The 25,802-nt window shown below is 67.6% G+C and carries 24 protein-coding genes and 1 tRNA gene; 4 read left to right on the plus strand and 21 right to left on the minus strand.

Going from position 1 to position 25,802, the window contains the following annotated elements; translation table 11 throughout:
- Window positions 1-32 precede the first annotated feature (32 nt).
- The 21 genes from RDU83_04165 to lipB form a co-directional block, all read right to left on the minus strand.
- The gene (locus tag RDU83_04165) at window positions 33-1,166 is read right to left on the minus strand and encodes a hypothetical protein (GenBank protein ID MDQ7840208.1); all 1,134 of its coding nucleotides are present in this window, start codon (window positions 1,164-1,166) and stop codon (window positions 33-35) included.
- Entirely contained in the window at window positions 1,163-1,612 is a 450-nt protein-coding gene (locus RDU83_04170; GenBank protein ID MDQ7840209.1) for an OmpH family outer membrane protein, read from the minus strand. The genes RDU83_04165 and RDU83_04170 overlap by 4 nt, the downstream gene beginning before the upstream one ends.
- A gap of 78 nt (window positions 1,613-1,690) precedes the next feature.
- On the minus strand, window positions 1,691-2,977 hold the full coding sequence (locus tag RDU83_04175) for a hypothetical protein (protein ID MDQ7840210.1): 1,287 nt from the start codon (window positions 2,975-2,977) through the stop codon (window positions 1,691-1,693).
- 20 nt (window positions 2,978-2,997) lie between these two features.
- Window positions 2,998-4,644, minus strand: coding sequence for a BamA/TamA family outer membrane protein (locus tag RDU83_04180; GenBank protein ID MDQ7840211.1), 1,647 nt, complete (start codon window positions 4,642-4,644; stop codon window positions 2,998-3,000).
- 351 nt (window positions 4,645-4,995) lie between these two features.
- On the minus strand, window positions 4,996-5,625 hold the full coding sequence (locus RDU83_04185) for a hypothetical protein (GenBank protein ID MDQ7840212.1): 630 nt from the start codon (window positions 5,623-5,625) through the stop codon (window positions 4,996-4,998).
- 28 nt (window positions 5,626-5,653) lie between these two features.
- A complete protein-coding gene (locus RDU83_04190) occupies window positions 5,654-6,304 on the minus strand; it encodes a sigma-70 family RNA polymerase sigma factor (GenBank protein MDQ7840213.1) in 651 nt (216 codons plus the stop codon).
- Window positions 6,305-6,382: 78 nt separating this feature from the next.
- Window positions 6,383-10,726, minus strand: coding sequence for a translocation/assembly module TamB domain-containing protein (locus RDU83_04195; protein MDQ7840214.1), 4,344 nt, complete (start codon window positions 10,724-10,726; stop codon window positions 6,383-6,385).
- Between the two features lie 52 nt (window positions 10,727-10,778).
- Complete coding sequence (locus tag RDU83_04200) at window positions 10,779-12,578, minus strand: SpoIVB peptidase S55 domain-containing protein (GenBank protein MDQ7840215.1); 1,800 nt, start codon at window positions 12,576-12,578, stop codon at window positions 10,779-10,781.
- A 99-nt stretch (window positions 12,579-12,677) separates the two neighbouring features.
- A complete protein-coding gene (locus RDU83_04205; GenBank protein MDQ7840216.1) occupies window positions 12,678-12,989 on the minus strand; it encodes a biotin attachment protein in 312 nt (103 codons plus the stop codon).
- Between the two features lie 41 nt (window positions 12,990-13,030).
- The gene (gene wecB / locus RDU83_04210) at window positions 13,031-14,182 is read right to left on the minus strand and encodes a UDP-N-acetylglucosamine 2-epimerase (non-hydrolyzing) (protein ID MDQ7840217.1); all 1,152 of its coding nucleotides are present in this window, start codon (window positions 14,180-14,182) and stop codon (window positions 13,031-13,033) included.
- A complete protein-coding gene (locus RDU83_04215; GenBank protein MDQ7840218.1) occupies window positions 14,179-15,279 on the minus strand; it encodes an MraY family glycosyltransferase in 1,101 nt (366 codons plus the stop codon). The genes wecB and RDU83_04215 overlap by 4 nt, the downstream gene beginning before the upstream one ends.
- A gap of 9 nt (window positions 15,280-15,288) precedes the next feature.
- Window positions 15,289-16,245, minus strand: coding sequence for a ribose-phosphate pyrophosphokinase (locus RDU83_04220; protein MDQ7840219.1), 957 nt, complete (start codon window positions 16,243-16,245; stop codon window positions 15,289-15,291).
- The gene (gene glmU / locus RDU83_04225; protein MDQ7840220.1) at window positions 16,229-17,641 is read right to left on the minus strand and encodes a bifunctional UDP-N-acetylglucosamine diphosphorylase/glucosamine-1-phosphate N-acetyltransferase GlmU; all 1,413 of its coding nucleotides are present in this window, start codon (window positions 17,639-17,641) and stop codon (window positions 16,229-16,231) included. The genes RDU83_04220 and glmU overlap by 17 nt, the downstream gene beginning before the upstream one ends.
- 79 nt (window positions 17,642-17,720) lie before the next feature.
- Window positions 17,721-17,794 (minus strand) — tRNA-Gln (locus RDU83_04230).
- Between the two features lie 50 nt (window positions 17,795-17,844).
- Window positions 17,845-18,225, minus strand: a complete 381-nt coding sequence (locus RDU83_04235) for a RidA family protein (protein MDQ7840221.1) — start codon at window positions 18,223-18,225, stop codon at window positions 17,845-17,847.
- Between the two features lie 73 nt (window positions 18,226-18,298).
- Complete coding sequence (gene rsrA, locus RDU83_04240; GenBank protein ID MDQ7840222.1) at window positions 18,299-18,535, minus strand: mycothiol system anti-sigma-R factor; 237 nt, start codon at window positions 18,533-18,535, stop codon at window positions 18,299-18,301.
- Window positions 18,532-19,173: a sigma-70 family RNA polymerase sigma factor gene (locus RDU83_04245; GenBank protein MDQ7840223.1), complete on the minus strand. Its 642-nt coding sequence runs from the start codon at window positions 19,171-19,173 to the stop codon at window positions 18,532-18,534. The genes rsrA and RDU83_04245 overlap by 4 nt, the downstream gene beginning before the upstream one ends.
- 57 nt (window positions 19,174-19,230) lie before the next feature.
- A complete protein-coding gene (locus RDU83_04250) occupies window positions 19,231-19,662 on the minus strand; it encodes an Rrf2 family transcriptional regulator (protein ID MDQ7840224.1) in 432 nt (143 codons plus the stop codon).
- Window positions 19,659-20,075, minus strand: coding sequence for a M67 family metallopeptidase (locus RDU83_04255; protein ID MDQ7840225.1), 417 nt, complete (start codon window positions 20,073-20,075; stop codon window positions 19,659-19,661). The genes RDU83_04250 and RDU83_04255 overlap by 4 nt, the downstream gene beginning before the upstream one ends.
- A gap of 32 nt (window positions 20,076-20,107) precedes the next feature.
- Window positions 20,108-20,956, minus strand: coding sequence for a hypothetical protein (locus tag RDU83_04260; GenBank protein MDQ7840226.1), 849 nt, complete (start codon window positions 20,954-20,956; stop codon window positions 20,108-20,110).
- Between the two features lie 9 nt (window positions 20,957-20,965).
- Entirely contained in the window at window positions 20,966-21,661 is a 696-nt protein-coding gene (lipB, locus tag RDU83_04265) for a lipoyl(octanoyl) transferase LipB (protein MDQ7840227.1), read from the minus strand.
- A gap of 129 nt (window positions 21,662-21,790) precedes the next feature.
- Between lipB and RDU83_04270 the strand changes: the two genes are divergently transcribed.
- The 4 genes from RDU83_04270 (at window position 21,791) to RDU83_04285 (ending at window position 25,762) form a co-directional block, all read left to right on the plus strand.
- Complete coding sequence (locus tag RDU83_04270) at window positions 21,791-22,486, plus strand: metal-dependent transcriptional regulator (GenBank protein ID MDQ7840228.1); 696 nt, start codon at window positions 21,791-21,793, stop codon at window positions 22,484-22,486.
- A 216-nt stretch (window positions 22,487-22,702) separates the two neighbouring features.
- Entirely contained in the window at window positions 22,703-23,887 is a 1,185-nt protein-coding gene (locus RDU83_04275; GenBank protein ID MDQ7840229.1) for an NEW3 domain-containing protein, read from the plus strand.
- On the plus strand, window positions 23,884-24,819 hold the full coding sequence (locus tag RDU83_04280) for an ABC transporter ATP-binding protein (protein ID MDQ7840230.1): 936 nt from the start codon (window positions 23,884-23,886) through the stop codon (window positions 24,817-24,819). Before RDU83_04275 ends, RDU83_04280 begins: the two co-directional genes overlap by 4 nt.
- On the plus strand, window positions 24,809-25,762 hold the full coding sequence (locus RDU83_04285; GenBank protein MDQ7840231.1) for an ABC transporter permease subunit: 954 nt from the start codon (window positions 24,809-24,811) through the stop codon (window positions 25,760-25,762). The genes RDU83_04280 and RDU83_04285 overlap by 11 nt, the downstream gene beginning before the upstream one ends.
- Window positions 25,763-25,802: the final 40 nt, after the last annotated feature.

The raw sequence follows: 25,802 nt of genomic DNA on the forward strand, positions 1-25,802 counted from the left end.
TCCACCACGTCATTGCCCGCGTCTCCTCATGGTTAGGGACGCCGGATCCTGGCGATGACCGCCTGCGTCAGGTCCACCGCGGTCGTGCTCGCCAGCACCCGGGTCAACACGGCGTCAATCTTCTGCTCCTGCGCCAGTGCGGCGACCTCGATCTTGATCTCCGCCAGGAGGCTGTCCTCCAGTCTGAAGCGCTGGCCGGCAAGCGTCTCCAGCTCCTGCCTCAGGCGGCCGGCCTGGGCCTCCACCCTGCGCGCGTACGCTTCCTGGGTCACCTTCATCTGCTGACCGGCCGAGCCGACAAGGATCTTTCGACGCTCCTCCATCGCCCGGTTCAGCGACTCTTCTCGAACGCGCATCGCGGCCTGCATCTCGGCGCCTGCCTCCTCCTGTTTCGCCTGGATGCGGGCGTTGGCATCATTCTCCAGTGAGACGATCAGGGCCTTGATCTGGGCCTCGGCCTCGGCGGTCTTGGCCTTCTGAAACTCCTCCAGCGCCTTTTCCAGCGCCTGTGCCCTTGCCCGGACCTTCGCGTCGCGCTCCTGGGTGATTCGCTCGGCCTCCTGGTTCAGGCGGCGGGCCTCTTCTTCGCTGGTCACCCCGACCACGTCGCCCTTCAGACGAAGGTTCAGCAACGGAACCCGATATTCGGCCATCGTCGCCAGTTCGAACCGGTCCAGCTCCCGCTGCATCTCGTCACGCTTCGCCTCGATGACCCGTTGGAGCTCGGCGTTGAGCTGCTTGTGCCGATCGGCCAGCCTGCCTTCCTGCTCGGCCTTGAGATCGGCGGCAAACGCCTCTATTCGCTGTTTGATCTGCCCATCGATCGTGGAAAGTTCCACGCGGTACGCCGCCTGCAACCGCTCCACCTCGGCCTGCAGTTCGGGACCGAGGTCCACAACCGGGCCTTCCGGGGGGGGCGGCGGGTTCGACAGCCGCACCTGGATGGCGTCCATCTGCTTCACCAGCGCCTCCATCTCAGGCCACCGGCGATGGGCCCGTAGGGCTCTTCCCAGATCCACGAACCCAACGCGGTAGATCGCTGGAGTAGCGACCACGGCCGGAGTCGGAGTCGGCGACGGTGCCGCTCCGCTCTGTGGGCGGCATCCCGTCAGGATCAAGACCGCCATCAGGTAGAGAGCGGCGGCCGGGCGCAGGCGCGTGATCACTTGCCCTTTATCACCTTGATGACCGCATCGGTCAGGTCGGTCCCGCCGTAGAGCACAACAGAGCGGTCGAGCACCACGGTCACCCCTGCCTGCTTCGCAACGGTCTCGACGGCGGCGCGCAGCTCTTTGTCCAACCCGCCGAGCAGATCGTTGCGTCTCTCGAGAATCTGCTGCTGGAGCTGGCGGTCGAGCTCCTGGCGCTGGAACGCGGTCATGTTCTTGCTGCGCTCCTGAAACTCGCGCTGCTTGGCCTGGTAGAACTCCTGCAGCGCGCGCTCCGAACTAGCCCTGCGTGGATGGCCGTCGAGAGCCCGCTGCATCTCGACATAGCCTATCGCAAACGACTGCCCGAACGCCGGCACCTGCCGCATAGCCACGGCGGCGCCAACGGCCACCACGACGGCGAGCCCGACGATCACGATGAGCTTACGCGCATCTACCCGCATGTAAGACCTCCTCCAAGTCCTGGCACGTGCTCATTGTACCGTACCGTGTCAACGCGATCGGCACGTGGTACCGCAGTGCTACAGGTTGCTGGCGAGTCGGAGCCAGACCGCACCGCGGGAGGTCGCCACGGCCTCCCACGACAGGAACTCGTTGATCCGGTACGTCAGCGTCATCTCGATCAACTCGGACCGAGGCTTGAAAGCACCGTGGATGTGCATATCGGGGGAAAGCCGGTACTGCACGAACGGCTCCAACCCCTCGGACTCAAACCGCGTCAACACACCCATCGTAAGATCCGTGCCGGTCTGAACCCGCAATCCCGCGGCCCACCTCCAGGCGAAGCTCGACGGAACTAGGGTCATCTCCACAAAGGGCTCTACCGACCCGAACAAACGCCCGAGCTGGACGCGGATGTCAGGCGCCGGCGCATCTGCTCCGAAGTTCAACCGCGCCTCAACGCGGCCTCGGTACAGCGTCGAGTCGGCCAGTACGCTGAGGTAGGTGACCTCGGCAATCCGCAGTGTCGGGCTTGCAACGACACCGTACTGTCGCACAGGAGGGTAGGCGCGGAGCTGCTCGCCGACCAGTGACTCCAGCCGTGCGCGCTGCGCCAGTGCAAACGCCACGGGTAGACCCCTCAACGGCTCTGCCATCGAGGCCACTTGGGGTCCGTGGCCCTCCAACAGCACGAAGGGAATCGACGAGGACCGAAATCGAACGCCTATATCGCGGATGACGCGGGTGTCCCTCGCGGTAACCGACATCGCCACGCGCCAGGGAGGATCACTCTCAATCCGGGCCGTCCCAGTGAACCCAGGGGCGGCTCCCTCAACCAGCTCTGTGATCCTGCGCTCTACGATCGGCGCAGCCCACTCCAGGGCTTCCGCGGGCAACCGGGCAACCAGGCGCCGGAGCTCGAGTACCACCGGCTCCAAGGAGGCGCGCACCAGCGGCTGCGCGTCGGGATGCACACCGGGCATTGAGGTGACGACCGGAACTTCAACCAACATCGGCGGCCGCGGCTGCAGTTGAATGCGCACCACCGTGGTGGCGCCGGTCTGGAATCCCAGCCCTACCGTGCGGTAACCGCGCACCACGCGGTCTATGACTTCCCTAAGCACCCCGGCCAGCGCCGCCTCCTGCCGGGCGACCACCTCGCTGTCCCGCCCCAGGAGCAACCGCTCGCCGGCGGTTGCGATCGCCTCAACGATCCGCCGGGCAACCAGCGGGTGGGGATCCCCTCCCTCAACAACCAGGCCGACCTCTACCCGCTGGATGGGATCGGCGGCGCGCGCAGGCACGGCCGAGGCGGCGAGGATCACCACCAGGGCCAGCGGAAGCCCCAACCGAACGGCGGCGAGCACCCGCCGAACCAGGGAGGAACTCAGAAAGGCTGGCCGATGCTGAGCCAGGTCTGCCGACCCTCCGGTCCGATGGCGTAGTCTATCCGAATCGGGCCAACGGGCGTGTTAATGCTCACGCCGATGCCGTACCCGAAGTGAATACCCGCTGCTATGGGGGCGCCGCCGGCATCCACGAACACGATGCCGGTGAAATCCTTGAGCTGATTGGCAAGGCCGCCTAGGGGCGTTCGGTACTCTAGGTTCAGGAGCGCAACATCGGGCCCCCGGTACCGCGAGATCAGAGCGCCTCTGAAAGTGGACGACCCACCGAGTGTGAACTGCTCCTGGAGCGGGAGGTTGCCGTGGCTTGCGCCCAGCAGCGTACGCCCGACCAGCACGCCTGAGCCGGCCGGGAAGTAGCGAGAGTACTCAAAGGTGTACTTGCCGAACCCGAAGTCGCCTCCCAGCATCTGGAGCCCGAAGTCCATGGCCAGGCTCATCCGGTCGCCCTTCGTGGGGATGCGCATGTGATCGCGGCGGTCGCGGGCGGCCGCGAGCGTGATGGCTACGGTCCTGCCGGGAGTGAAGTGCGACGGCGGCGGCTTGGGGCAGAGCGGATCGTCGGGGTTGGTGTCACAGGGTGGTGTGGTTGGATCCAGGGGCAACGGCGTGATCGCGGTGCGCTCAGAGCGCAGCCGGACGGAAGCGGTGGTGACCGGATCCAGCGGCCGCGCGAACCCGATCACGCTGCCCAGTCGGTTCAGCAGATAACGGGATACGACCGTGCCCCCGGTGTACTCAAAGTCCGCGGTGTTGTTCTCGTAGAGGGAGACGTCGAGCGCGGTCTGCTTTGCGTCGAACCACGGATCCCTATAGCTTATCGAGAAGTTGCTCGCGGCCGGCCCGGTCAGGGTCGGGACGTTCCGGTCCCCGAGCCCGCGCTCGAACCGCACGGCAATAGACTGATTCCTCCCCTTCCAGTTCCGCTCGGAGTACTCGAGCAGCCCCACAATCCCAGTACGGTCGCCGTACCCAAGTCCGAAACGGGCCTGCTGCGTCGGCTGCTCCTTCACCTCGATCTCTACGATGACCGTATCAGGCGTGCTCCCGGGCTGGGGCCGAGCCTGCACGTTCTCGAACAGCTCCAGAGCGAATATCCGCTGGAGGTCCCGGTTCATCTCGTTGATGTTGAAGACCCGATCCTTACGCACGATCGCGCCCCGATCCAACACGTAGCGCTGGGTCTTGACCAGCCCCTTGTAGTTGATGGCCTCGACCCGGCCCTCCGTGATGCGCAAACGAAGCCGGACCTCGCCGTTGGCTGCTATGGATATGTCGGCAACACGGGCCAGGACGAACCCGCGCTCCTCGTAGAGCTTCTCTATCGCCCGCGCGCCGTCCCGAAGGCGGATGACGTTGAGCACCTGACCCAGCGGGAGGTTCAGTGCCCGGACCAGTTCTGGGGTCGGGATCACGGTGTTGCCCTCGACGATGACCTGGGCAATCGCTGGGTTCTCAACCAACAGGAAGGCAACGCGCACGCCATCCCGGAATGACTCGATCCGCACGGTGGCATCGGCAAACCACCCGGTTGCCACAATTGAGGCCACGTCGGCCCGCAGCCGTTCTTCCGAGAGCAGTTCTCCCACGCGCACCCCTATTGAGTCCAGAACAACCGAAGCCGGCACGCGTTCGAGCCCCCGCAACGCCACGTCCGTTATCTTTGGGGGCGGAGGCGGCGTGGGTACGGGCGTCGGCGACGGAACTGGGGCCGGCGCGGGCGAGGGAGCGGGTGAAGGCGCGGGTTGGGGGGCGAGTGAGGGGGCGGGCGAAGGAGCAGGTGCAGGCGCGCCCTCAGCCGCTGGACCGATGACCGGTCCTAGAAAACCCACAACTCCCAAGAGCACCGCTGAGATAGTCAGGATGGTGCGCAGTCGCAACCGCCGGGACAATATACTCCTCCTCTGAGCAGGCGAAACTGCCCGCAGAGTATCATCCGGGTCTACCGGCGCGCAAGTCCGCGGGCGGACGTGTACCGGCTAGTGGCCGCCCGTCCGGCGCAGCGAGCGTTCCGCGGCCAGGACCAACTCGATCACGTCGGCCTCGCTCAACAGCGCGGGCGGCTGGGCCGTTGAACCGGCCGACGCTGCCGTCGCAGGAGGAGGCAGCGGCGGGCCCGCCGGCACGTGCCGGGCGGCAGGCCGACTAGGGGCGGTCGCGGGCGCCGCCTGCCGCGCCACGCCCTCCTTCACCATCACCGGCACGCGGACAAAGATCGTCCTGGTAACCGTCCTTTCTACGGCGGGCGGCGGAGCCGTCACCAGATCCAGCTTGGCGCCCGTGCCCCCCGAAAGCACAACAACCGGCGGCGCCTGGCCGCTGTGCACATCCGTCGGGCCGGCTGCGCGCGGAACGACCAGGAAGATGAGCGTGGCTGCACAGAGCGTGGCCATCCCTGCCGCGATCCAACCCGACAGCGCGCGCCCCTCCGGCTGGGGCCGCACGGTTGGCCCGCCGGCCTCGCGCGCGATCCGGACCTCGGCCGCGGCCAACACAAGGGTGAGCATGCCTCGCTCATGGTGGCCGGCCTCGACCTGCTGCCGCGCCCGCGCCAGCCAGCCCTCCGCAAAGGATATGCGCTCGGTCAGACCCTTGGTATCCTGCTCCATACCTGCTCCCCCCAGCCGCGTGACAATCCTAATATCCCGATGCGCCTTGCGGCCGGTGCATGACCTCCAGCCCCAGCACCGTGCGCAGGTGCTCCAGGGCCTGCTTCTGCAGTCGGTAGAAGTGGGAGAGGCTGATCTGCAGCTCGCGAGCAATGTGCCGCGGCTCCCTGGCGTTCACCACGGCCTCCAGCACCCTGCGCTCCCGCTGCGGGAGCGCTTCGATCGCTGCCAGGATGCGGTCAACCACGGTGCGGTCTTCGACAACGTCCAGCGCCAGGGCGGCGTAGGGATCGGCCAGGCGCGCCAGAGGAGAGGGTTCATCGCCGGCCGCCAGCACCTGGTCCAGGGAAACCTCGACCCTGACACGATCCAGCGCGTTGAGCGCCCGGCCCCTTATGCGGTAGGAGGCGAATGTCGAGAACCGAACCCCACGATCGGGATCGAACCGCTCCACGGCCTCTATCAGCCCTACGGCTCCTTCCTGTATGAGATCCATCAGCAATGGTTCGGGGGGGCGGAGCTGCATGACCACCTTGAAGACCAGGGGCTGATAGGCCTCGATCAGGCGCAGCCGGCTCGCGGAGTTGCTGCGGACCCTGAAGGCCTCCCAGTGGCGGGCCTCCTCGGAGGGAGTCAGCAGCGCAACCTTCTGCAGTTCCCGCAGGTAGTCATGGAACACGGCCGGATTGCCCTCCGCCGAAACTAAGCCCTGGCGATGGGAGCGTTCGACCCTTAGTACCGATCTCCTGTAGAAGGCCTAGAAGCGGGTAGCGTACCAGAAGACCGCGTCCCAATGGCCGGCCGAGTCCGAGCGCAGGGCGAACTGCCAGGCGCGGCTGAATCTGTACTCCAGCGCCCACAGCCACCGCGTGCGCTCGTCAAAGGTAGTCTGTGCGGTGAGGTACAGGTTGGGCAGCAGGCGCTTCCCTGCGCGCAGCGTCAGCGGTCGATCAAAGTCGTACTCGATGACCAGTTCGGTCAGACCGATCGCCCGGCCCAGCGCAAGACTTACCCGTCCAAACAGCAGCCGGCCGATCTCTGCCCGGAGTGCGCCCTCCACGTCTCCCTCAATGAGGCGCGCGAAACCTGCCTGCTGGGCAAGCAGGGCCACGATCTCCCCGCGGGGCCGTTCCGGATCAGAGTGCAGGTCGAGGATCAAGCCGTCCGGCGCGGTTCCGCGAATGCCCAGCGAGATGCGCGTCGCCCCCGCATGCGTCTCCGCGCGGGCGGCGATGACCGGGCGGAGTCCCATGTGCGGCTGAAACGTGGCCGTTCCTTCCCGCAGATCAAACACAGCGCCCAGCGCGGTCACGGTCCCCTCCTGGGCATCAACGGTGCCCTCAAGCATCGGATTGCGCAGCGTCCCGGTGAGCAGCAGCGAGCCCCCGGGTCTGATGTCGAACTTGAGCCCACCGACGTTTACGGCAAGGCCGCGACCGGCGTCGAACTGCAGGCCGCGAAATGCCAGCGACAGGCGTGGGACGGTCGTGGGGCCGGCGGCCGAGGTGATGCTTACCGTTCCTTCTGAGACAGTCAACCGGCCTTCTGCCGTGGGCGGACGGCTCGTATCACCAAGCGTCCCCCACAGGCGCACCGATCCAGACGCGCGGGCGTCCACATAAGGGGGGACCGCGATCCGTGCGCCGGACGCGTGCAGCACCAGCGGCGCGTCCTCGGACACCGCCAGCACCGGCCTGGCGGAGGAAACGCCCAGGATCCGTGCCGCTCCCTCCAGGCGCACGGTGCCGTCGCCGAGGCGGGCCGTTCCCTCGGCCACGCGGACGGTGGTCTCGTCGAATTGCAGCGTAAGGCGCAGCGATTCGACCGGCACCTGCATGCCGCGCAGGCGCAGCCGGCCGTCTTGAACACGCACGCCGCCTGTCAGCCGCGGAGCGCCCACAGTGCCGCCGATACGGATCTCACCCTCAACCGCGCCCGTCCCTTCTTCCACTACATCGGTGGCCAATCGAAGCAGTCCGAGGTTCACGTCGGCCAGTCCCAGGCGGAGATCCACGGGCCTGCGTTCGTCGAAGCGCCCCAGAGCGGGGTTGAATGGTAGGCTGCCTGAAAGCCGCAGCTTGTGCCCGCTCTGGACGAGAAGTGCCTGCTGCACCTGAAGAAGTCCATCGCGGTAGTAGGCGTTCGCCACGAGCGAGTCGAACGTGGCGCCCTCCACGCCGCCGCGGGCGATCTCCAGCGCAAACCCTATCTCGGGCGTGGCCAAGGTGCCACCCAACTGCATCGTGAAGTCGAGACGGCCGGTCATCGGTCTGCGCAGACGCAAGACCGGCCGGAGGAAGTCCAACTCGAGATCGGCACCGCTTACCTCGATTTGGTTCTCGCCGCGCAGGTTCAGCCGCCCGACGGCGGCGATCCTGCCGCGCCCGGGCCGCAACTCGAACTCTCGCACGGTCAGGACACCGTCGCTCAGGACCAGATCAGCGTGCCCGCCCTCGATAGGATGGGGACCGAGCCGGCCGCCTACCATCCGGAGGTCGAGGCGGGCGGCGGGATTCGCCAGCGGGCCGTCCATGTCGGCGGATCCCGAGACGGTACCGTCGAGCGGAAAAGCAAGTCGCACTCCAGTCAGACCCAGCAGCGTTGAGAGCCGGCCGTCGGTCACCGTCGCGGACAGCGTGGCGCCGGGGACCGAACCGAGCCTCATCTCACCCGCGACCTCATACCGTTCGTTCCCGGCGCGCAGAACCAGCGGCTGCAGGCGCAGAGTACCGGCCTCCCACCTCATCTCCCCGGTGGTCTGATCGAATCGAATACCGTTCAGCACAAAATCTGGTGAGGCAAAGGACAGAACCACCGCGGGCGATGCCGGAGGCCCGGTAAGGCGGCCGACGGCATCGAACCGGCCTTCCATCGGCACGGATCCGGAAGCGGGCAGGGTGAGGTCGCCGAGGTCCAGCCGGCGGGCCGCCAGGTCAAACGCCAGCCCGGTGCGGCGGTGGTAGAGGCCCGAGAAGCCGATCTCGGAATCCCGCCGCCGGAGTGATCCGCCGGAGACGACCAGGTGGGTGCCATCCCACTGGAAGGAGGCGGATGCCTGATCCACCGTTTGCCCTGCCACCTCGGCCTCGCGCAGCGCTACCGCGCCCGCGGCAGAGGGCCGCGCCAGGGGGCCCTCGATCCGGGCGCGGCCGTCAACCAGGCCACTGACCGGCAGGGACAGCGCCATCGCCTTGCCCAGTGCGGCCGCCGGTGCCCGTTCCACCTCAACATCTAGAGCCAGAGCCGGGACCGGGCGCCAAGTCAGGGAACCGGCGGCGCGGAAGTGCGCGCGGCCCGAGCGCACGGCCAGACCATCCAGGAGGATACCTCTCCGCCCGAGCGTCACACCTCCCCGGGCGACATCGAAATTCAGCCCCGCGAAGGCGCCCTCTCGCACCAGGACCGTCCCGGCCAGTTTGGGATCCCCGAGCGATCCAAGCACTCCTCCGGTGAAGTCGGCGCGACCGGAAAGGCCGTCGCGGGTGAGCGAGGGCGGTAGTTGAGAGAGCTCGACAGCCCCGGCCCGCGTCTCAAGCGCGATCTCACCCCCAGAACGCAGGTGGCCTCCGGCAATCGCCCATGCCTCTCCGCGGCTGAGGCGCAGTTGCTCCAGCGTGATGCCGCCTGGATCCGAACGGAAGGAGACTTCAAGTGAGTCAAGGGTGATGTCGCCGGCGGCGGCGCCCGTAAGAAAGGCGTGCCCAACGAGCGTGAGGCCCTTGCCCCCACCCAGCGCGGCGACGCTGCCACCGAAGCGCCCGCGAAGCCCGGAAGGAACCGCAGAAACCCAGCGCGGCAAGATCGCCGCGTCCGCCCCAGCCAGGCGCACCGCGAGCGAGTACTCGGGCGTGCCGACCGCCCACCAGGCGCTGCCGTGCGCCGTGCCTCCGGCGAAATCGCCGCGGGCGTTGACAAGACTCAACCACTGATTCTGCAGCGTGAACTCAGTTGAGGCGTTCCGAAGCGAGAGGTCATCGAGCTGCGCCCTTGCCGCTTCGATGCGGCCTTCCGCACGCAGGGAGTGGAACAACCCGCTCACGCGGATCTCGCCGGCGGCGATGCCGGCCAGGCGGTAAGGAGCGCGGGGGTAGAGCAGCCTTCCCAGCGTGGTCAGGTTCGCGCCAGCAGACCGCACGGCCAGATCAAGATACGGCTCTCCGTTGAAGCTGGCCTCGCCACGCACCTCCAGCGGGACCCCGTCAATGGCTCCCCAGAGGAGCGGGCTGCGGATACGCCCGGTGCTCACCTCGATCTCGCCCCGCACGCCGCTGACCACTGCGCGCCGCGATGGCACGGTGGCGCGTCCGTCACGCAGCGCGATGCGGCCGTAGTAATCGGTGAACGATCGGCCGCCCGTCCGCGTCCAAAGCAGGTGCAGCGACCCGTCGAACCGGCCGCCGGTTATGCGGACGCTCCGCCCAGGAATCAGGTAGGGCCCCCAGGCGCCAGCATCCCCTCCTCGGGCTTCCAGATCGAGATCGAGGGTGCGCGAGGAGGTGGTGTAGGTACCCTGCAACCTTCCCGGGGACCGATGGCCTTCTCGCTCTTCCTCGAACGATGCCCGCAGCGCTATGCGGGGCGCCCTGGCGAAATCCGCGGACCCGTTAACGCCAGCTATCCGCGTCTTGAAGATCTGCGGCGACATCCGGCGGCGGTCCACGAACTCCGCCGTCCCATCGCGCACGATGACCCGCCCCACGAACGTGGGGGCGCCGGGCGGGCCGGCTATGCGTCCAAGAGCAGGCGGGATGTTCCAGGCTCCAGAAGCGTCACGCTCAAGAGCCAGGACGGGCTCCTCCAGGATCACCCGCACGATGCTGCGCCCGATCCCGCTCCTACGGGCGAGGGCACGGACCAGGGTCTGCGTGTCGAAGGTAAGCGTCACCCTGCGTGCGGTGAGCAGCGGGCGTCCGGAATCCGCCAACCCGGTCAGGATGACCGCCTCCAGCACCACGCCGCGCCAGGGGTCGCCACGAATGCTGCCGATGGCGATGTCGCTCGCCAGGCCTGCGCCAAGCGCCGCGACCGCCACCTCCCGCGCCCGGTGCCGCAAGGCTTCTAGTGCCCATGCCGCGGCACCGCATGCGACAAGAACCGCCACCAGCGCCGCAAACCAGGAGGCAGAACGGTTCGTGCCCCTGCGGGTCCGCATGTCAGCGGATGAGGATCGGTATCCGCTCGGACCCCTGGATCACCCAGTCGGCCCTGATGAACCTGGCCGCCGGCACGTCGAAACGGGTGAACTCGGCCTGGGTGGCCGGCAGCCCGTACGGCAGCACTCGGACCAGGACGTCGGTGTTTCTCCCGAAGCTCTCGAAGAACCTGAGCGCGTTCTCCAAGGTGTCCACGCCCCAGGGCTCGGGCTCGGCGCCCAGCGCTTGTCCCAACTGAACTTCCACCGGGACCCTCGCGGAATCCATGCCGGCCGACTGCACTACGACCACCGCCGGCCCCCGCGGGAAGTCGCGCGGGATCGGGACCTCAATAAGCCGCGTCACGCGGCTCTCGGCCAGGTAGGGCTGGAGGACCACGCGGACCAGCAGCGTGCCTCCGGGGCTGACCTCACGGGAGGCGGCCTCGGCCTCCACGATCGAGGCGGTCACGCGCCTGCGGGTGAGCGATGTCTCCACGGTGAGATCGTACGGATCCAGCCTGCGCAGATCGTTGTAGAATGCCAGTTCCATCGCGTCCACTATGTCGAGCACCGACGCCACGGCCACGTCGCGGGTACTGTAGAACATGTTCTCCCGAACGATAGCCGCGGGCAGGCCCTTGGCCCGCAGTGTCAGCTTGACGGTCGCGGTTCCTTCCCCGCCGCCCTGGTTCCGCGCCCGCTCGGTGGCGGAGAGCGCCACCAGCGGGGCCAGCAGCCGCGCCATGTCGCGCCGCCGAATCATCTGCGCGCCAAGCTGGACGCGCGAGCCGGTGTCCATGTCCGTCACGATCACGCGCAGGTTGAACAGCCGCGGCAGCGGCCCAAGCGAGCCGGCGATTGCGCCGCCCCGATCCTGGTCGATGAGCCCGATCATCTCGCCCAGGTTTCCGACCTTGAACGGGCGCGGCAGGGCGCGCAGGACCGTCAGGATCTCCGACGCCGTGAGGATGTACTCAACGTCGCCCAGGTTGTCCCAGGGATGGCCGCAGACCAGCACGCGGTTGCCGATGCGCGCGGTAACGGTGCAGATGCCCCCGAAGTCAACGTCCCCGCGGATCTGCTGGATCCCAACGGAGCTGCCCGGCACGATCGGCGCGGCCACAAAATCGCCGCGGCCGCCGTGTCCCTGTAGGATCTCGTGACCCATCGGCTGGATCAGCTCCGCCAGGATGCGGGCGGCCCGCGGGCTCAGCCCCCGCGCGAAGGTGGCCACCGCTGGCACGGCTACCGCGATGCCGGCGCCGCCTGCCGTCTCCAAGCGGCGCGCCAGCGCCGGCGTGGGCGCAACCAGCACGCGGTCCACGGCGCGGCCGCCGATTGTCAGCGTGCGCGAGGTGTGGTAGATGCGTGGCCACTGGCCGCTGGGACGGCGGCGTTCCAGGACCTTGAGCATCTCCTCGATCGGGGTGGCCAGCGCGATGTCCCGCTTGGGCGCCTGCCATGAGAAGGCGGCGCTGAGCGCGCCGATCAACCTGCCGTTGATGTACATCGGGCTGCCGCTCATGCCGGCAGCAGTACCGCCGGACTTCTCAACCAGCGGTCCGTACATACGGAACAGGATCAACTTGTCCGTGCCCACCGGTCCGCCGCCGGACTGCATAATGTCAATGACCTCGAACTGAAACTCCTCAACCCGCTGGCCGTAGATCACCGTCTTGCCGACACCACGCATCCCGGGCCTGATCTCGTTCAGCGGCATGATCGTCGGCGTCTGCGCCGCCACCCCGACAACGGGCAGCGTCAATACGGGCACCGCAAGGGCGAGCATTACGACCAGCGCCTTGAACCGATTCCTCACTGCACACCCCCCATTGCGGGCTCGGCCAAGAACAGAAACGACGGGGCCCTCCCCCCGTCTCCGGCACGCGGTGTTCTCTCTGCGGGCACGACTCCCCGCTTACTTGGGTTCGATGCGGGCAACAACAGTACCGAAATCTCGAATAACCGTGCCTGGCCCGACGAGCATCTCCGCAACGCGGCCGTCCACGGTAGCCCTGGCCGCCACTGCACGACCGGTCTGCGTCCTGACGAGCACAAGAGGGTCGCCCTCGCTGACGTTGTCGCCCACCTTGGCCAGCCCCTCGGCCAGTACTTCGCCCCTCAAGGTAGCCTTGACCTCTACCAACGCCTTGGGGGCCGCGGGAGCCGACATGGGAGCCCACAGCAGCGCGATTCCAACGGCCAGTACGATCGCTGCAAGCGTACGCATCTTGTCCTCATTATAACATACGGACTGCGCGCGCCCCGGGTTCACCCCGCGAACTCCTCCGGCGGCTGCGTGGCCCGACCGAACCAGTACCGCATCGTATCCACGATCCGCGACGCAGCCCGCCCATCCCCGTACGGGTTGCGTGCCTGGGCCATCGCCTCCCGCGCGGATGGGTCGGCCAGCAACCTGCCGGCACGGGACGCTATCCGCTCGCGGGAGGTACCGACCAGCTCCACGGTTCCGGCCTGGACGCCCTCGGGCCGCTCGGTGACCTCGCGCAGCACCAGCACCGGCGTGCCCAGCGAGGGTGCTTCCTCCTGCACGCCGCCCGAATCAGAGAGGATCAGGTAGGCCCGCGCCATCAGCCGAACGAATGGGGCGTAGTCGGGAGGCTCGATCAGGTGCGCCCTCGGGTGCCCGCCCAGAAGCTCCTCGGCTGCGCGGCGCACCGCGGGATTGCGGTGTACGGAGAAGACAACCACGATGTCGGGAAAGCGATCCAGAAGGTCGAGCAACGCCAGGTAGATCTGCCGGAGCGGCTCGCCCCAGTTCTCGCGGCGGTGCGTGGTAACCAGAAGCATGCGCCGGCCATCCAGCAGGGGCAGGCCCGGCGGCAGATCGGTCTCGGGGCGCCGGACAATCTCCGCCAGCGCGTCAATGACCGTGTTGCCGGTGATCCAGACGCGGTCCGCGGGGATCCCTTCCCGCAGTAGGTGGGCCCGGGCCTGGGCGGTGGGCGCGAAGTGCAGGTCGGCTATCACGGATGTCAGGCGGCGGTTCATCTCCTCTGGAAACGGTTGGTACTTGTCCCCGGTGCGCAGGCCGGCCTCAACGTGTCCCACCGGGATGCGATGATAGAACGCAGCCATCGCCCCCAGCATCGTCGAGGAGGCGTCGCCCTGGACGAGCACCATCGCCGGTTGGAACTCACCGAGGACCGGATCAAGCCCTGCCAGCGCCCGGGTGCTGATGTCAAAGAGGGACTGCTCCGGCAGCATGATGTCCAGGTCGCGATCAGGCCTGATATCAAACAGCCGCAGCACCTGGTCGAGCATCTCCCGGTGCTGCGCGGTAACCACCACGATCGGATCGAACTCGTCGCTCTCGCGCAGGCGGGCAACCACGGGTGCCATCTTCACGGCCTCGGGCCGGGTCCCGAAGATCGTCATGACCCGCAGCCGACCGGAACTCATCGGGTCAGCAGGCCCATGCGGCGGGCACCGATCAGCAGGATCACCGCGATGACACCCAGCGTGGCGATCGAGCCGGTTCTGTTCACGCCGGCCAGCGCGAGGGCCCCCAGGCCGAGCAGCGCGCTGATCATGTAGAGCAGGAAGACCGTCTGTCGCTGCGTCAGCCCCCGATCCAGCAGCCGGTGGTGAAGGTGCCCGCGATCGGGAAGGTAGATGGGCCGGCCGGTTCGGAGGCGCCGGAAGATGGCGAAGGCGGTGTCCACGATCGGCACGCCCAGCGCCAGGATCGGCACCACCAGCGAGATCGCGGTGTAGGACTTGTACAGGCCCATCACCGAGAGCCCTCCCAGGACATAGCCGAGGAACATCGAGCCCGAGTCGCCCATGAAGATGCGGGCGGGGTTGAAGTTGTGCCGCAGGAACCCGACCGAGCTCCCCACCAACGCCGCGGCCAGCGAGATCGCCACGACGTCGCGCTTGTGCGCCGCGGTGAGCAGCAGCGTGGTCCCGGCGATCGCCACGATGCCGGCGGCCAAGCCGTCCACGCCGTCTATGAAGTTGATGATGTTAACCACGGCGACTACCCACACCACCGTCAGCACGGCGCCCCACGGGCCCAGCACAACCATCTTGCCGGTAAGCGGGTTCGTCAGGAACTGGGTGGTGAGCCCGAAGGGTATCAGCACCGACGCCGCGGCCAGCATGGCCAGGAACTTCAGCGCGGGGTGCATGCCGCGCAGGTCGTCGTAAACCCCAACGGCCATGAGAAATGTGCCGCCCAACATGATGCCGAGAATCGCGCGGTCCGTGTGCACGGCGATAGGAATGCGGATGAACAGCTCGGCCCCGGTCCCCACGAGTTCGATGGGCCGGGTCACGACCATGGCCACAACAGCTGCGGCGGTGAACCCCAGGAAGATCGCCACGCCGCCCAGCCGCGGGGTCGGCCGGGTGTTGATCCGGCGACCGCCCGGGTAGTCAATGGCGCCGAGGCGTCGCGCCGCCCGGCGCACGACGGGCGCGAGAGCGTTGGTAGCCGCCAGCGCCACCAGCCCAACGGCAAGAAACCCCGGGATGGACCACCCTATCTCCGGCACGCGGTTCTCCTATGGAGCGGCGGGCTCGTCAAAGAGCGTGCTGACCGAACGGTCTTCGTGAATTCGCGTGATCGCCTCGGCGAGCATGGGGGCAATGGACACGATGCGCACCTTGTCTATCCGCTTGGAGACCGAGACCGGCACGGTGTTCGTGACGACCAGCTCCCGGATCGGGCTGGCAGCCAGCCGATCAATGGCCGGACCCGAGAGTATCGCGTGGGAACAACAGGCGTAGACCTCTTCAACCCCGCGGCCGATCAGCGCCGAGGCGGCCGCCACCAGCGTGCCGGCGGTGTCCACGATGTCGTCCACCAGGATCGCGGTACGGCGGTAGACCTTGCCGATGACGTGGGTGATCTCCTTGACCTGGTTGGGCCGATCCCGCCGCTTGTCAATTATCGCGATGGGTACTCCCAGTTCAGCGGCGAACTCGCGGGCGCGGCCGGTGCCTCCGATGTCGGGCGAGACGACGACCACGTTCTTGAGCTTCTTCTCCCTGAAGTAGGCGGCGAGCAGCATCCGGGACGGCAGGTGATCAAGCGGGATGTCGAAGAACCCCCAGACCTGACCTGTGTGGAGGTCCACCGCCAGAATGCGGTCCGCGCCGGATGCGGTCAGCAGGTTGGCGACCAGCTTTGCGGTAATCGGCTCTCGCGGTTTGGTCTTGCGGTCCTGTCGCGCGTAGCCGAGGTAGGGGATGACCGCGGTGACCCTACCGGCCGACGCGCGCCGCAGGGCATCGAGGATCACCAGCAGTTCGATCAGGTGCTCATTGACCGGCGGGCTCATCGGCTGGATCACGAAGACGTCCGCGCCCCGCACGCTCTCGATGATGCGCACGCTGACCTCACCGTCGGCAAATCGGTAGGTCTCCATCTCGCCCAGCGGGATGCCGAGGTGCTCGGAGATCTCCTCGGCAAGCCCTGGGTTGGCGGAACCGGTGAAGACCTTAAGACGCATCATCATTCTGGTTGGGCTGCTCCGGGATCGGCTCGGCGGCAGGCATCTCGGGCAGGGGTCTCCGCCGGACGAGCCGGGCGGGCATCCCTACCGCCACTCCGCCCTGCGGCACCTCGCGCCGGACCACGGAGCCCGCGCCCGTCACCGCGCCGCGCCCCACCCGAACGGGCGCGATCAGCATCGTGTCGCTTCCGATGAACGCGTCGTCCTCTATGACGGTGTGGTGCTTGGCGCGCCCGTCGTAGTTGCACGTCACCGTCCCTGCGCCGATGTTGACCCCTGCGCCGACGCTCGCGTCGCCTATATAGCTCATGTGGTGCACCTTTGTGCGGTCGCCGATCGTGGCGTTCTTGATCTCTGCGAAGTTGCCCACCTCGACGAACCGGCCCAGGCGCGCCCCGGGCCGCAGGTGACTGTAGGGGCCGATGCGGCTGCCCTCGCCGACAACCCCGGCGGTGACGGTGGAGTAGACGATGGTCACGCCGTTACCGACCTCCGCGTCTGTCAGGCGGGCCCCCGGACCGATGGTGCAGGCCTCACCGACTATCGTGCGTCCCTCCAGAACTGTCCCGGGGTGGAGCACGGTGTCGCGACCCACCCGCACTCCGGCGTGCACGTAGGTCGCCTGGGGATCCAGGATCGTCACCCCAGCGGCCATCAGCGCGTCAAGCAGCACCGCGCGCATCGCGGCCTCGGCCCGAGCCAGATCGGCGCGGCTGTTGATCCCGGTGGCCTCCTGGCTGGAGGCCACGACGACCGCGGCGACGGTGTGGCCGCCATCCAACAGAACCGTAATCGCATCGGTAAGATAGTACTCGCCCTGCGCGTTGGCCGGCTGCAGGGCGCGCAGGGAATCCCGCAGGGCGCCGCTCTCGATGGCGTACATCCCGGCGTTGATCTCCCGCACCTCGCGCTCCTGTGGCGAGGCGTCGGTCTCCTCGACGATGCGCCGCACGTTGCCGCTCGCGTCGCGCAGCACCCTGCCGTAGCCGGAGGGATCGTCGCGCAGATCGGTGAGAATCGTCGCGGAGGCGCCCACAGACCGGTGGTGCGCCAGCAGGGTTTCGATCGTCTCGGGACGGAGAAAAGGCACGTCGCCGTAGATGACCAGCACGGTGCCGGCGTACCCCTCCAGGTCGGGCAGCGCCTGCATTACGGCGTGTCCCGTGCCCAGTTGCTCATCCTGCACGGCATAGCGCAGACCATCGCCCATCGCCGCGCGCACCCCTTCCCCCTCGTGCCCGATGACAATGATGGGGGCGGAGACGCCCACGGCGGCCAGGGTGTCCAGCACGTACGCCAGCATTGGCCGTCCACAGATTGGATGAAGCACTTTGGGAAGGGCGGAAACCATCCGCTTGCCCTTCCCTGCGGCCAGCACGACCGCTTCGATCTCACGCATATCGGCACTCCACCGCAGCGGGCTGTCTGCCTGGGGATTCTTGGCCGTGGGGAGGATTCCTCTGCTCTGGGGATGCCTCTGGCTGGGGGGCCAGGAATCGAACCTGAATTTGCGGTTCCAAAGACCGCCGGCTTGCCGTTAGCCGACCCCCCAGCGCGGAAGCCTCACAAGGCAATCTTACCTGAAAACCCTGCCCGCCGCTCCTACGCCAGCGCGATCGCCTCGATCTCCACCAGCGCGTCCCGCGGCAGCTTGGCCACCGCAACGGTCGAGCGGGCCGGAGGCAACTCCCGGAAGAATCCGGCATACTCTTCGTTCATGGGCCCAAAGTCGTTCATGTCCTTGAGAAAGACCGTGGTCTTGACAACGCGGTCGGGTGACGACCCGGCCGCCTCTAGGACCGCCGAGAGGTTCTGGAGCACCCTGCGGGTCTGGGTCTTGATGTCGCCTCCCAGAAACTGCCCGGTTTCGGGGTCGAGCGCGATCTGGCCCGACAGGTAGAGCATTCCTGAAACACGGATGGCCTGTGAGTACGGACCGATGGGCATCGGTGCGCCGTCGCTGCGGATGACTTCCTTGGGCATGGGACCCTCCTGAATGTGGGGATCGTCCGGATGGGTGTTCGAGAAACCTGGGGCGATTCCCTGGCAGGTACGCCTACTGGGAACCGCTCAAGAGACGGTCGAGCGCGGCGCGTAGCGCAGGCGGGGCCTGCTCGCCCTTGCACTTCACCTGAATCACCGCGCGCAGCCGCCGCTCGAAATCGACGTGGTTGCGGCAGTGCAGGCAGGCCTCGATGTGCGCCTCCAGCTCGCGGCACAACGTCTCGTCGGCCTCACCGTCCAGGAAGGCCCAGAGGCGCTTCAAGACCGCGTTGCAGTCCACTTCGCTCATGGCGGTACCTGAGATCGCGAGCCGGTCTCGTCGCGCGCATACCCGGCCCTGCGTGCGTAGTCCCACAGCAACCGCTGCAGGTGCCGGCGTCCCCTGTACAACCGCGACATCACCGTACCTACCGGTATGCCCAGGATCTCCGCGATCTCCTTGTAGGAGAACTCCTCTAGATCGGCCAGGATCACCGCGGCCCGAAACGGCTCGGGAACCTGCTCCAGGGCATCCTTCACGTCGGCGTCCATTACGTGCGAGAGCAGGATCTCCTCGGGATCGCCCGCCTTGCGGTACTCCTCACTCTCCTGTGCCTTAGCGTACAGGTAGAAGTCGCTGATGTCCTCCTGGTCCACCTCCTCGGGGAGGCGCGAGGATCGGCGGTAACCGTCTATGTACGCGTTCATCAGGATCTTGTAGAGCCAGGCGCGGGCGTTGGTGCCGGCCTGGAAAGTGCGGAACGAGCGCCAGGCCTTCAAGAAGGTGTCCTGCACCAGGTCTTCGGCGGCGGTACGGTTGCGCGTCAGCCGCAGCGCGGAACTGTACAGGCCGTCGAGATGCCCGCCCACGAGCGCCTCGAACCGCGCGCGGTCCTCATCCGACACCGTCACATGAGGAGGATCAAGAGTCACAAGTATGGCACCCATCGGCTCCCTCCGGGTAACGGAGGGGCGTTGTCGAACATTCCCTGCCCGATAACCCGGCTACGGCCGCGCCGCCGGCTGGCGCACACCGTCCGCACGCAGATCCGCCAGGCTCAACCGATCCAGCACGCCCTCTGCGGCGCCCCGAACCGCGCGCCAGACAGGCTGCAGGCCGCAATCAGAAGCATACTCGCAATCAGGGGCATCTTCCTCCACGCACCACCACGGTGCCGTGGTTCCCTCCAGAACCGCGAACACCTCCCGCAGCCCGATCTGCTCCGGCGGGCGCGAGAGCGCGTGACCGCCGGAGGGCCCCCGCTTGCTGACAACCAGCCCTGCCGCGCGCAGGGCCGTCATCAGTTGGTGGAGATAGGGCTCCGGCAGTTTCTGCCGCCGGGCGATGTCCTGGCTGTGCACCGGACCCCGGCCGTAGTGGGCGGCCAGCTCGATCAGGGCCCGGATGCCGTACTCAGCCCGCGCGGAAACCCTCACACCGCCACCGCCAGTTCCTCTTCGGTGATGACGCCACCCTGCATCCTGAACGCGCGCACCTCTACTTCGGCCGCCGGCGCGTCCGCTGAGTGGAGCGACACTATGAGATACGCCGCCTCGGGGTAGAATGCCTGCGTAACGTCGGTCTGGGAGGGGTAGGCCGGTGACCGCGGATGCGAATGGTAGATACCGAGCAGTTCCATCCCCAGCGCGTCCATCTCCTTGAAGAACCGGAATTGCTCTTGGGGATCAAAGCGGTAGGTAAACGGACTGCGCTCCACGTTCGTACCCCAAAACACGCGCTCGATGCGGCTGCCCCGGCCTGCGACCAAACCGCAGCACTCGTTTGGGAACTGCTGGCGCGCGTGGTACACGATGGCCACCGCCTGCGCCAAACCGATCTCGAGGGCCATCTTACCGTCCGTGGCCACCCCTGCCGGCGCGGTCACTCGTCGTAGAGGACCGTGGGCTCGGGGTAGTGGCGCACGCGGTGCTCCAGGAACCGGGCGCGAACAAGCGCGTCGAGCAGTGCCTGCTTCTCGGCTGCGGGCTGCTGTGCGCGCAGCAGCGCGAGGTCGAGGTTCACCCGCAGCGCGCGCTGGGGCACCACGTGGCGGGTGATGCCGGTGGGAAGCTTCACCGGTAGGCGGGCGATCGCGCTGATGTCCTGCTTGGTGAAGCGCGGGAAAAGCACCAGCGCCGCCGCCCGGCCGTACTCGCGGGCGAGGTCGCCCAGGTCCGAACCCTGGACGCGGAAGATCGGCACGCGCCCCTTGTAGCGAGCCACCACCTCGCAGAGCGCCCTGATCCGGTCGGCCAACCCTGCGCCCGAGGGAAGACCGAAGGCGCCGTCCGCACCCAGTACGCCGCAGGCCAGCTCTCCGTTCTCGAGCCCGGCGCGCATCGCCTCCTCCGGCATCGGCCGCCATGCAAGGGAGGGCGACCCCTCACCCCTAATCAATACGCCGTCGTCCTGAAGCAGGTGCGCCCAGACCTCGAGCACTACGTTGGGATCGGCGTAGTCCACGACCTGGACGAGCTGGTCGGGGAACTCGGCCTGCTGGAGCGCGGTTACCCGGTTGGCCCCGTCAAGAACGACATACGCCCCCCCGTCCAGTTGCGCAACAACCGGGGGGTTGCGCAGCATGCCATCGGCGATCAGCACGCGCGCCAGCCGCTCCACGCGGCCGGGGTCGCACTCCTCGTGCAGCAGCAGCGACGCCGAGGGAACGATGCGCAGGTCGGGCAATGAGGGACTGTGTGAGGCCGGAGACGGCCGGGAGGCATTTGACATGATACGATCCTACACCAGCGCGTGGGCCTGTTCCAGATCCGCCGCCGTGATCGGGACAAGATCGATGCCGAACGCCCGGCTGAATTGCTCGGGATAGGCCCGGCGCACCTCGGCGATATCCACCGGACGCCCCAGGACGGCGCTCATCGAGGTCACCGGGCGATCCAGCCCGCAGGGGTTGATCAGCGAGAACCCGTCGAGCGCAGTGGTGACGTTGAGGGCGAAGCCGTGCATCGTCACCCGGCGCTGCACGGCTACCCCCAGCGCGCAGATCTTGGCGCCGGCCACCCAAACCCCAGGGAGGCCCGGCTCGCGCCCTGCCGTGATCCCGAAGGCCTGCAGCGTGGCGATGATCGTCGCCTCCAGCGTCCTGACATAGCGCCCGACATCCTCGTTCACCACCCGCAGGTCCACGATAGGGTAGCCGACGAGCTGCCCGGGGCCGTGGTAGGTCGCGCTGCCGCCGCGCTCTACCCTGAACAGCTCGATGCCAACTGACAGCAGCTCCTCGCGCGTCAGGCGGAGATGCTCCGCCCTTCCGCTGCGGCCGACCGTCACCACCGGCGGATGTTCCAGCAGCACCAGCACGTCGGGGATCCCTCCGCGCTGGCGCGCGGCCACCAGGCCCTTCTGCAGCGCCCATGCCTCGGCGAAGGGAACGGGGTCCCCCCCCAGATCCAGCAGCCACCCGCGCGCCGCCTTCATGACACGCGAAGCGTACCAAAGCCGTGGGGGTGCAACAAGGGATGACCCGCAGGGTGTGGACGGCATGCAGGGATTTGGCCGGCCGGACGCGCAACATACCATCCGGGGCCGCAGCAGGGAGCTCTGCCGATGACCGTCCACGACATATCCAAAACCGAACGGACCGAGATGTACCTCAAGGCGGTCTACACCCTGGCGCAGACCGCGCCGCCGGTCACGATCTCGAAGGTGGCCGAGTACATGGCCGTCTCGCCGCCGGCTTCCTACGAGATGTTGAAGCGACTCGAGACCCAGGGTCTCCTGCACTCCGGAACAGGGGAAGGGCACATCCTGACCCCGCAGGGGATGCAGACCGCCACCCGCGTGGTCCGGCGACTGCGCCTTGCCGAGCGGTTGCTCTCGGATATCTTGAAGATAGAGTTGCCCCGGGTCTACGCCGAGGCGTGCAAGCTCGAGCACGTCATCAGCCCCGAGGTCGAAGCGCGCATGGCCACGGTGCTGGGGCATCCGGCGATCTGCCCGCACGGCCTGCCGATCCCGGGCGACAGTGCGCCGCCCGTCCAGTCCCTGGTCACCGTTGCCCAGCTTGAGGTATGGGACCACGCCGTGCTGGTCTGCATCCCGGAAGAGGATGAGCCGTTCGTGACTCACCTGGTGGACATGGGCCTGGTTCCGGGAACCGCCCTTGTGGTCAGGGAGGCGACCGCGCTCGGCGGGCCGATCACCCTGCAGATCGGGCATCAGATCCGGGCCCTGGGATTGGAGATGGCACGGCGGCTCTTCGTCCGCCGGGAGAAGAACGAACCCCAACTGCCGGGGACGTGAGAGAGTCGGGAGAGAACCGCCCGCCACGATAGCCTGGCGGTCCGGGCGGAGGGGACGGCGGGGACGCTGCCGCGGCGTCTGCGAGATGGCCGTCCCCTCGGGGTTTCACAACAGCCCCCCCTTGCATTGGGAGCCGATAAACCGGAGAATACAGAACCGGATACTGCACCAGTGGGCCGCAGGCCCGCAATGTTCGAGATTCTCGGAGGTGTGTAGATGCCGCGCATGTTGACTCTGATTCTGATCGCGGGGCTCGCGCTGTCTCTTGGCGCCCCAGGCGCCGCGGTCGCAGGTCCCAGCCCTGAATCAACCCCTGGATACCGGGGCCTTGGGCTTTCAACGCCCTATCCCAGTCAGACCGTGCGGGCCGGCGAGCCGGTCACGCTGGCGCTGGCCGTCAAGAACTACGGGCTGGCGCCGCAGGTCGTGACGCTGGCGATTGCCAAGAGGGCGCCGGGATGGAAGGTCAGTTTTCTCGGCGCCGGCCGCACCGTGACCGCGGTGGCGGTTGGAACCGATCAGGAAGCACCGCTGAGCGTCCGGCTTGACCCGCCCCCCGGCGCCAGGGCCGGAACGTACCGGTTCGTGCTTACCGCGGCGGGACAGGGCGTCGCGGCGGAGTTGCCGCTGGCGCTCACGCTGGGCCAGGTCCAGCCGGGCCGCCTCGAACTGCAGGCCGAACTTCCGGTGCTCCGGGGTCCGGGGACGTCCAGCTTCCGCTACCGCCTGACGATAAAGAACGAGAGCGAGAAGGACATGCTGGTCAGCCTGGAGGCGCAGATGCCGAAGGGCTTCCAGGTGGCATTCACACCCGCCTTCGCCAGCCAGCAGGTGACGAGCCTGCCGGTGAAGGCCGGAGAGTCGCGCGACCTGGACGCGGAGGTTAGTCTTCCCCAAGATGTATCTGCCGGGACGCACGCGCTGAGCGTCCGGGCCGTCAGCGGCGAGGCCAGGGCCGAGGCCAAGCTCACCATCGAGGTTACCGGCCGCCCCGACCTCTCGATTACTACCCCTGAGGGCAGACTGTCCGGACGGGCATACGCTGGACGGGACACGCCGATCAAGGTGGTCGTCAAGAACCGGGGCAGCGCGCCTGCGCGCGGGGTCGAGGTCTCCTCGTACGAGCCTACCGGGTGGCAGGTGAAGTTCGATCCGTCGCGGATCGAGGAGATCGCGCCCAAGGGCGAGGCGCAGGTGACCGCGACCGTGCGGCCTTCGTCCAAGGCAATCGCGGGCGATTACATGCTGACGCTGCGGGCCACTGCCGGCGACTCCTCCTCGTCGGCCGACTTCCGTGTCACGGTGTTCACCTCCACGCTCTGGGGCATCGTGGGCGTCATCGTCATTGCGATCGCCCTGGGCATCGTCAGTCTGGTGGTTTCGCGCTACGGACGGAGATGAGCACGGTTGTCGAGACGCAGGGACTGACCAAACACTACGGCCCGATCGTGGCCGTCGAGTCGCTGAACCTTTGCCTGCAGGCCGGTGAGGTCTTCGGCCTGCTGGGCCCCAACGGCTCGGGGAAGACAACGACCATCCTGATGCTGCTGGGCCTTACCGAGCCGACCGCCGGGTGGGCCCGCGTGCTGGGAGAGGATCCCCTGCGCAACCCTCTGGAAGTGAAGCGACGGGTGGGCTACATGCCTGACTCGGTCGGGTTCTACGACGAGTTGACCGCGCGCGAGAACCTTAGGTACACCGCACGTCTCAACGGGCTCCCTCGGCCCGAGGCCGAGGCGCGGATTGACGAGGCCCTCGCCGGCGTTGGGCTCTCGGAAGTGGCAGATCGGCCGGTGGCGACATACTCGCGCGGCATGCGCCAGCGGCTGGGGCTGACCGAGGTGCTCCTGAAACGACCTCAGGTGGCGATCCTGGACGAGCCCACGATGGGCCTGGATCCCGAGGCCGCCCAGGAGTTCCTGGTCATGATTCGGGGGCTAAAGGCGCGGGGCATCACGGTACTCTTGTCCTCGCACCTGCTCCAACAGGTACAGGCGGTCTGCGACCGGGTTGGTCTTTTCTACAAGGGACGGCTGGTCCTCGAGGGCAGCGTGGACGCGCTGAGCGAGCAGGTGCTGGGCGGCGCGTACCGCATCGTCGTGGAGGCCACGGGCAACGGCCTGGAGCGGCTGCTGAGTGGGATCCCAGGCGTCGTGCGCGTTGCCCAGGAACGCCCGGGCACCTGCCGTGTGGAAGCCCAACAGGACTGCCGCGCCGAGGTGGCCCGTCGGGTTGTGGCCGGGGGCGGCCAACTCCTCGGGTTGAGCCTGGAACGCGCCACGCTGGACGACGTCTATGCCCGTTACTTCCAGGAGGCCCGCCATGAAGCGTAGAGGCTCCCCCTGGACCGGCCTGGGGGCCATTTTGCTCAAGGAGATGGCCGATCACCTCTCCAGCGTCCGGATGCGGCTGCTGGAAGGCCTGATCCTCCTGACCGCGATCGGCACGGTGTTCGCGGCCACGCAGACCCTGCGGCAGACCATCGGGGAGGACCCCTTCCTTTTCCTGAAGATCCTCACCTCCGCTCAGGATCCCCTGCCCTCGTTCGTGGCGTTCATGGGATTCCTGATCCCTCTCACGGCCATCGCCCTGGCGTTCGACGCCATCAACGGCGAGTACATGCGCCGGACGCTCAGCCGGGTGCTGGCGCAGCCCATCTACCGCGACGCCGTGCTGCTGGGCAAGTTCCTGGCGGGCATCTTCACCCTGGGCATCACCCTGCTCGCGCTGTGGCTGCTGGTGACCGGGTTGGGCATCCTGCGGCTGGGCGTGGTGCCGGAAGGCCGTGAGGTGGCGCGCGGACTCGCGTTCATCCTCGCCACCCTGGCCTACGGCGGAGTGTGGCTGGCGCTGGCGCTGCTGTTCTCCGTGGTGTTTCGCCAGCCGGCTACCTCGGCCATGGCGGCGATCGCGGTCTGGCTGTTCTTCGCGGTGTTCTGGGAGATCCTGGCAGGCCTGTTTTTCAACATCATCAGCGCGACCGCCACGGGCGGACCGGAGACCGAGCTGGCCTTGGCCAACTTCCGCCTGTTCCTGTCGCGGCTCTCGCCCAACACGCTATACTCGGAGACCGTGCTGGCGCTGCTCAACCCCGACGTGCGCGCGCTGGGTCCGGTGCTGATCACGCAGCTCGAAGGCGCGGTGCGGGGAACGCTCCTGCCGCTCTCCCAGAGCCTGCTTCTGGTCTGGCCCCAGTTCACGGGCCTGATCGCCACCGTGATCATGCTGTTCGCGGGCGCCTATGTGGCGTTCCAGCGGCAGGAGGTAAGGGCGTAGGGCAGAGGCGCAAGAGCCGACTCTCAAGCTACGGCATACG

This window comes from bacterium, from assembly GCA_031082185.1.
In the GTDB taxonomy this organism is placed as follows: domain Bacteria; phylum Sysuimicrobiota; class Sysuimicrobiia; order Sysuimicrobiales; family Humicultoraceae; genus VGFA01.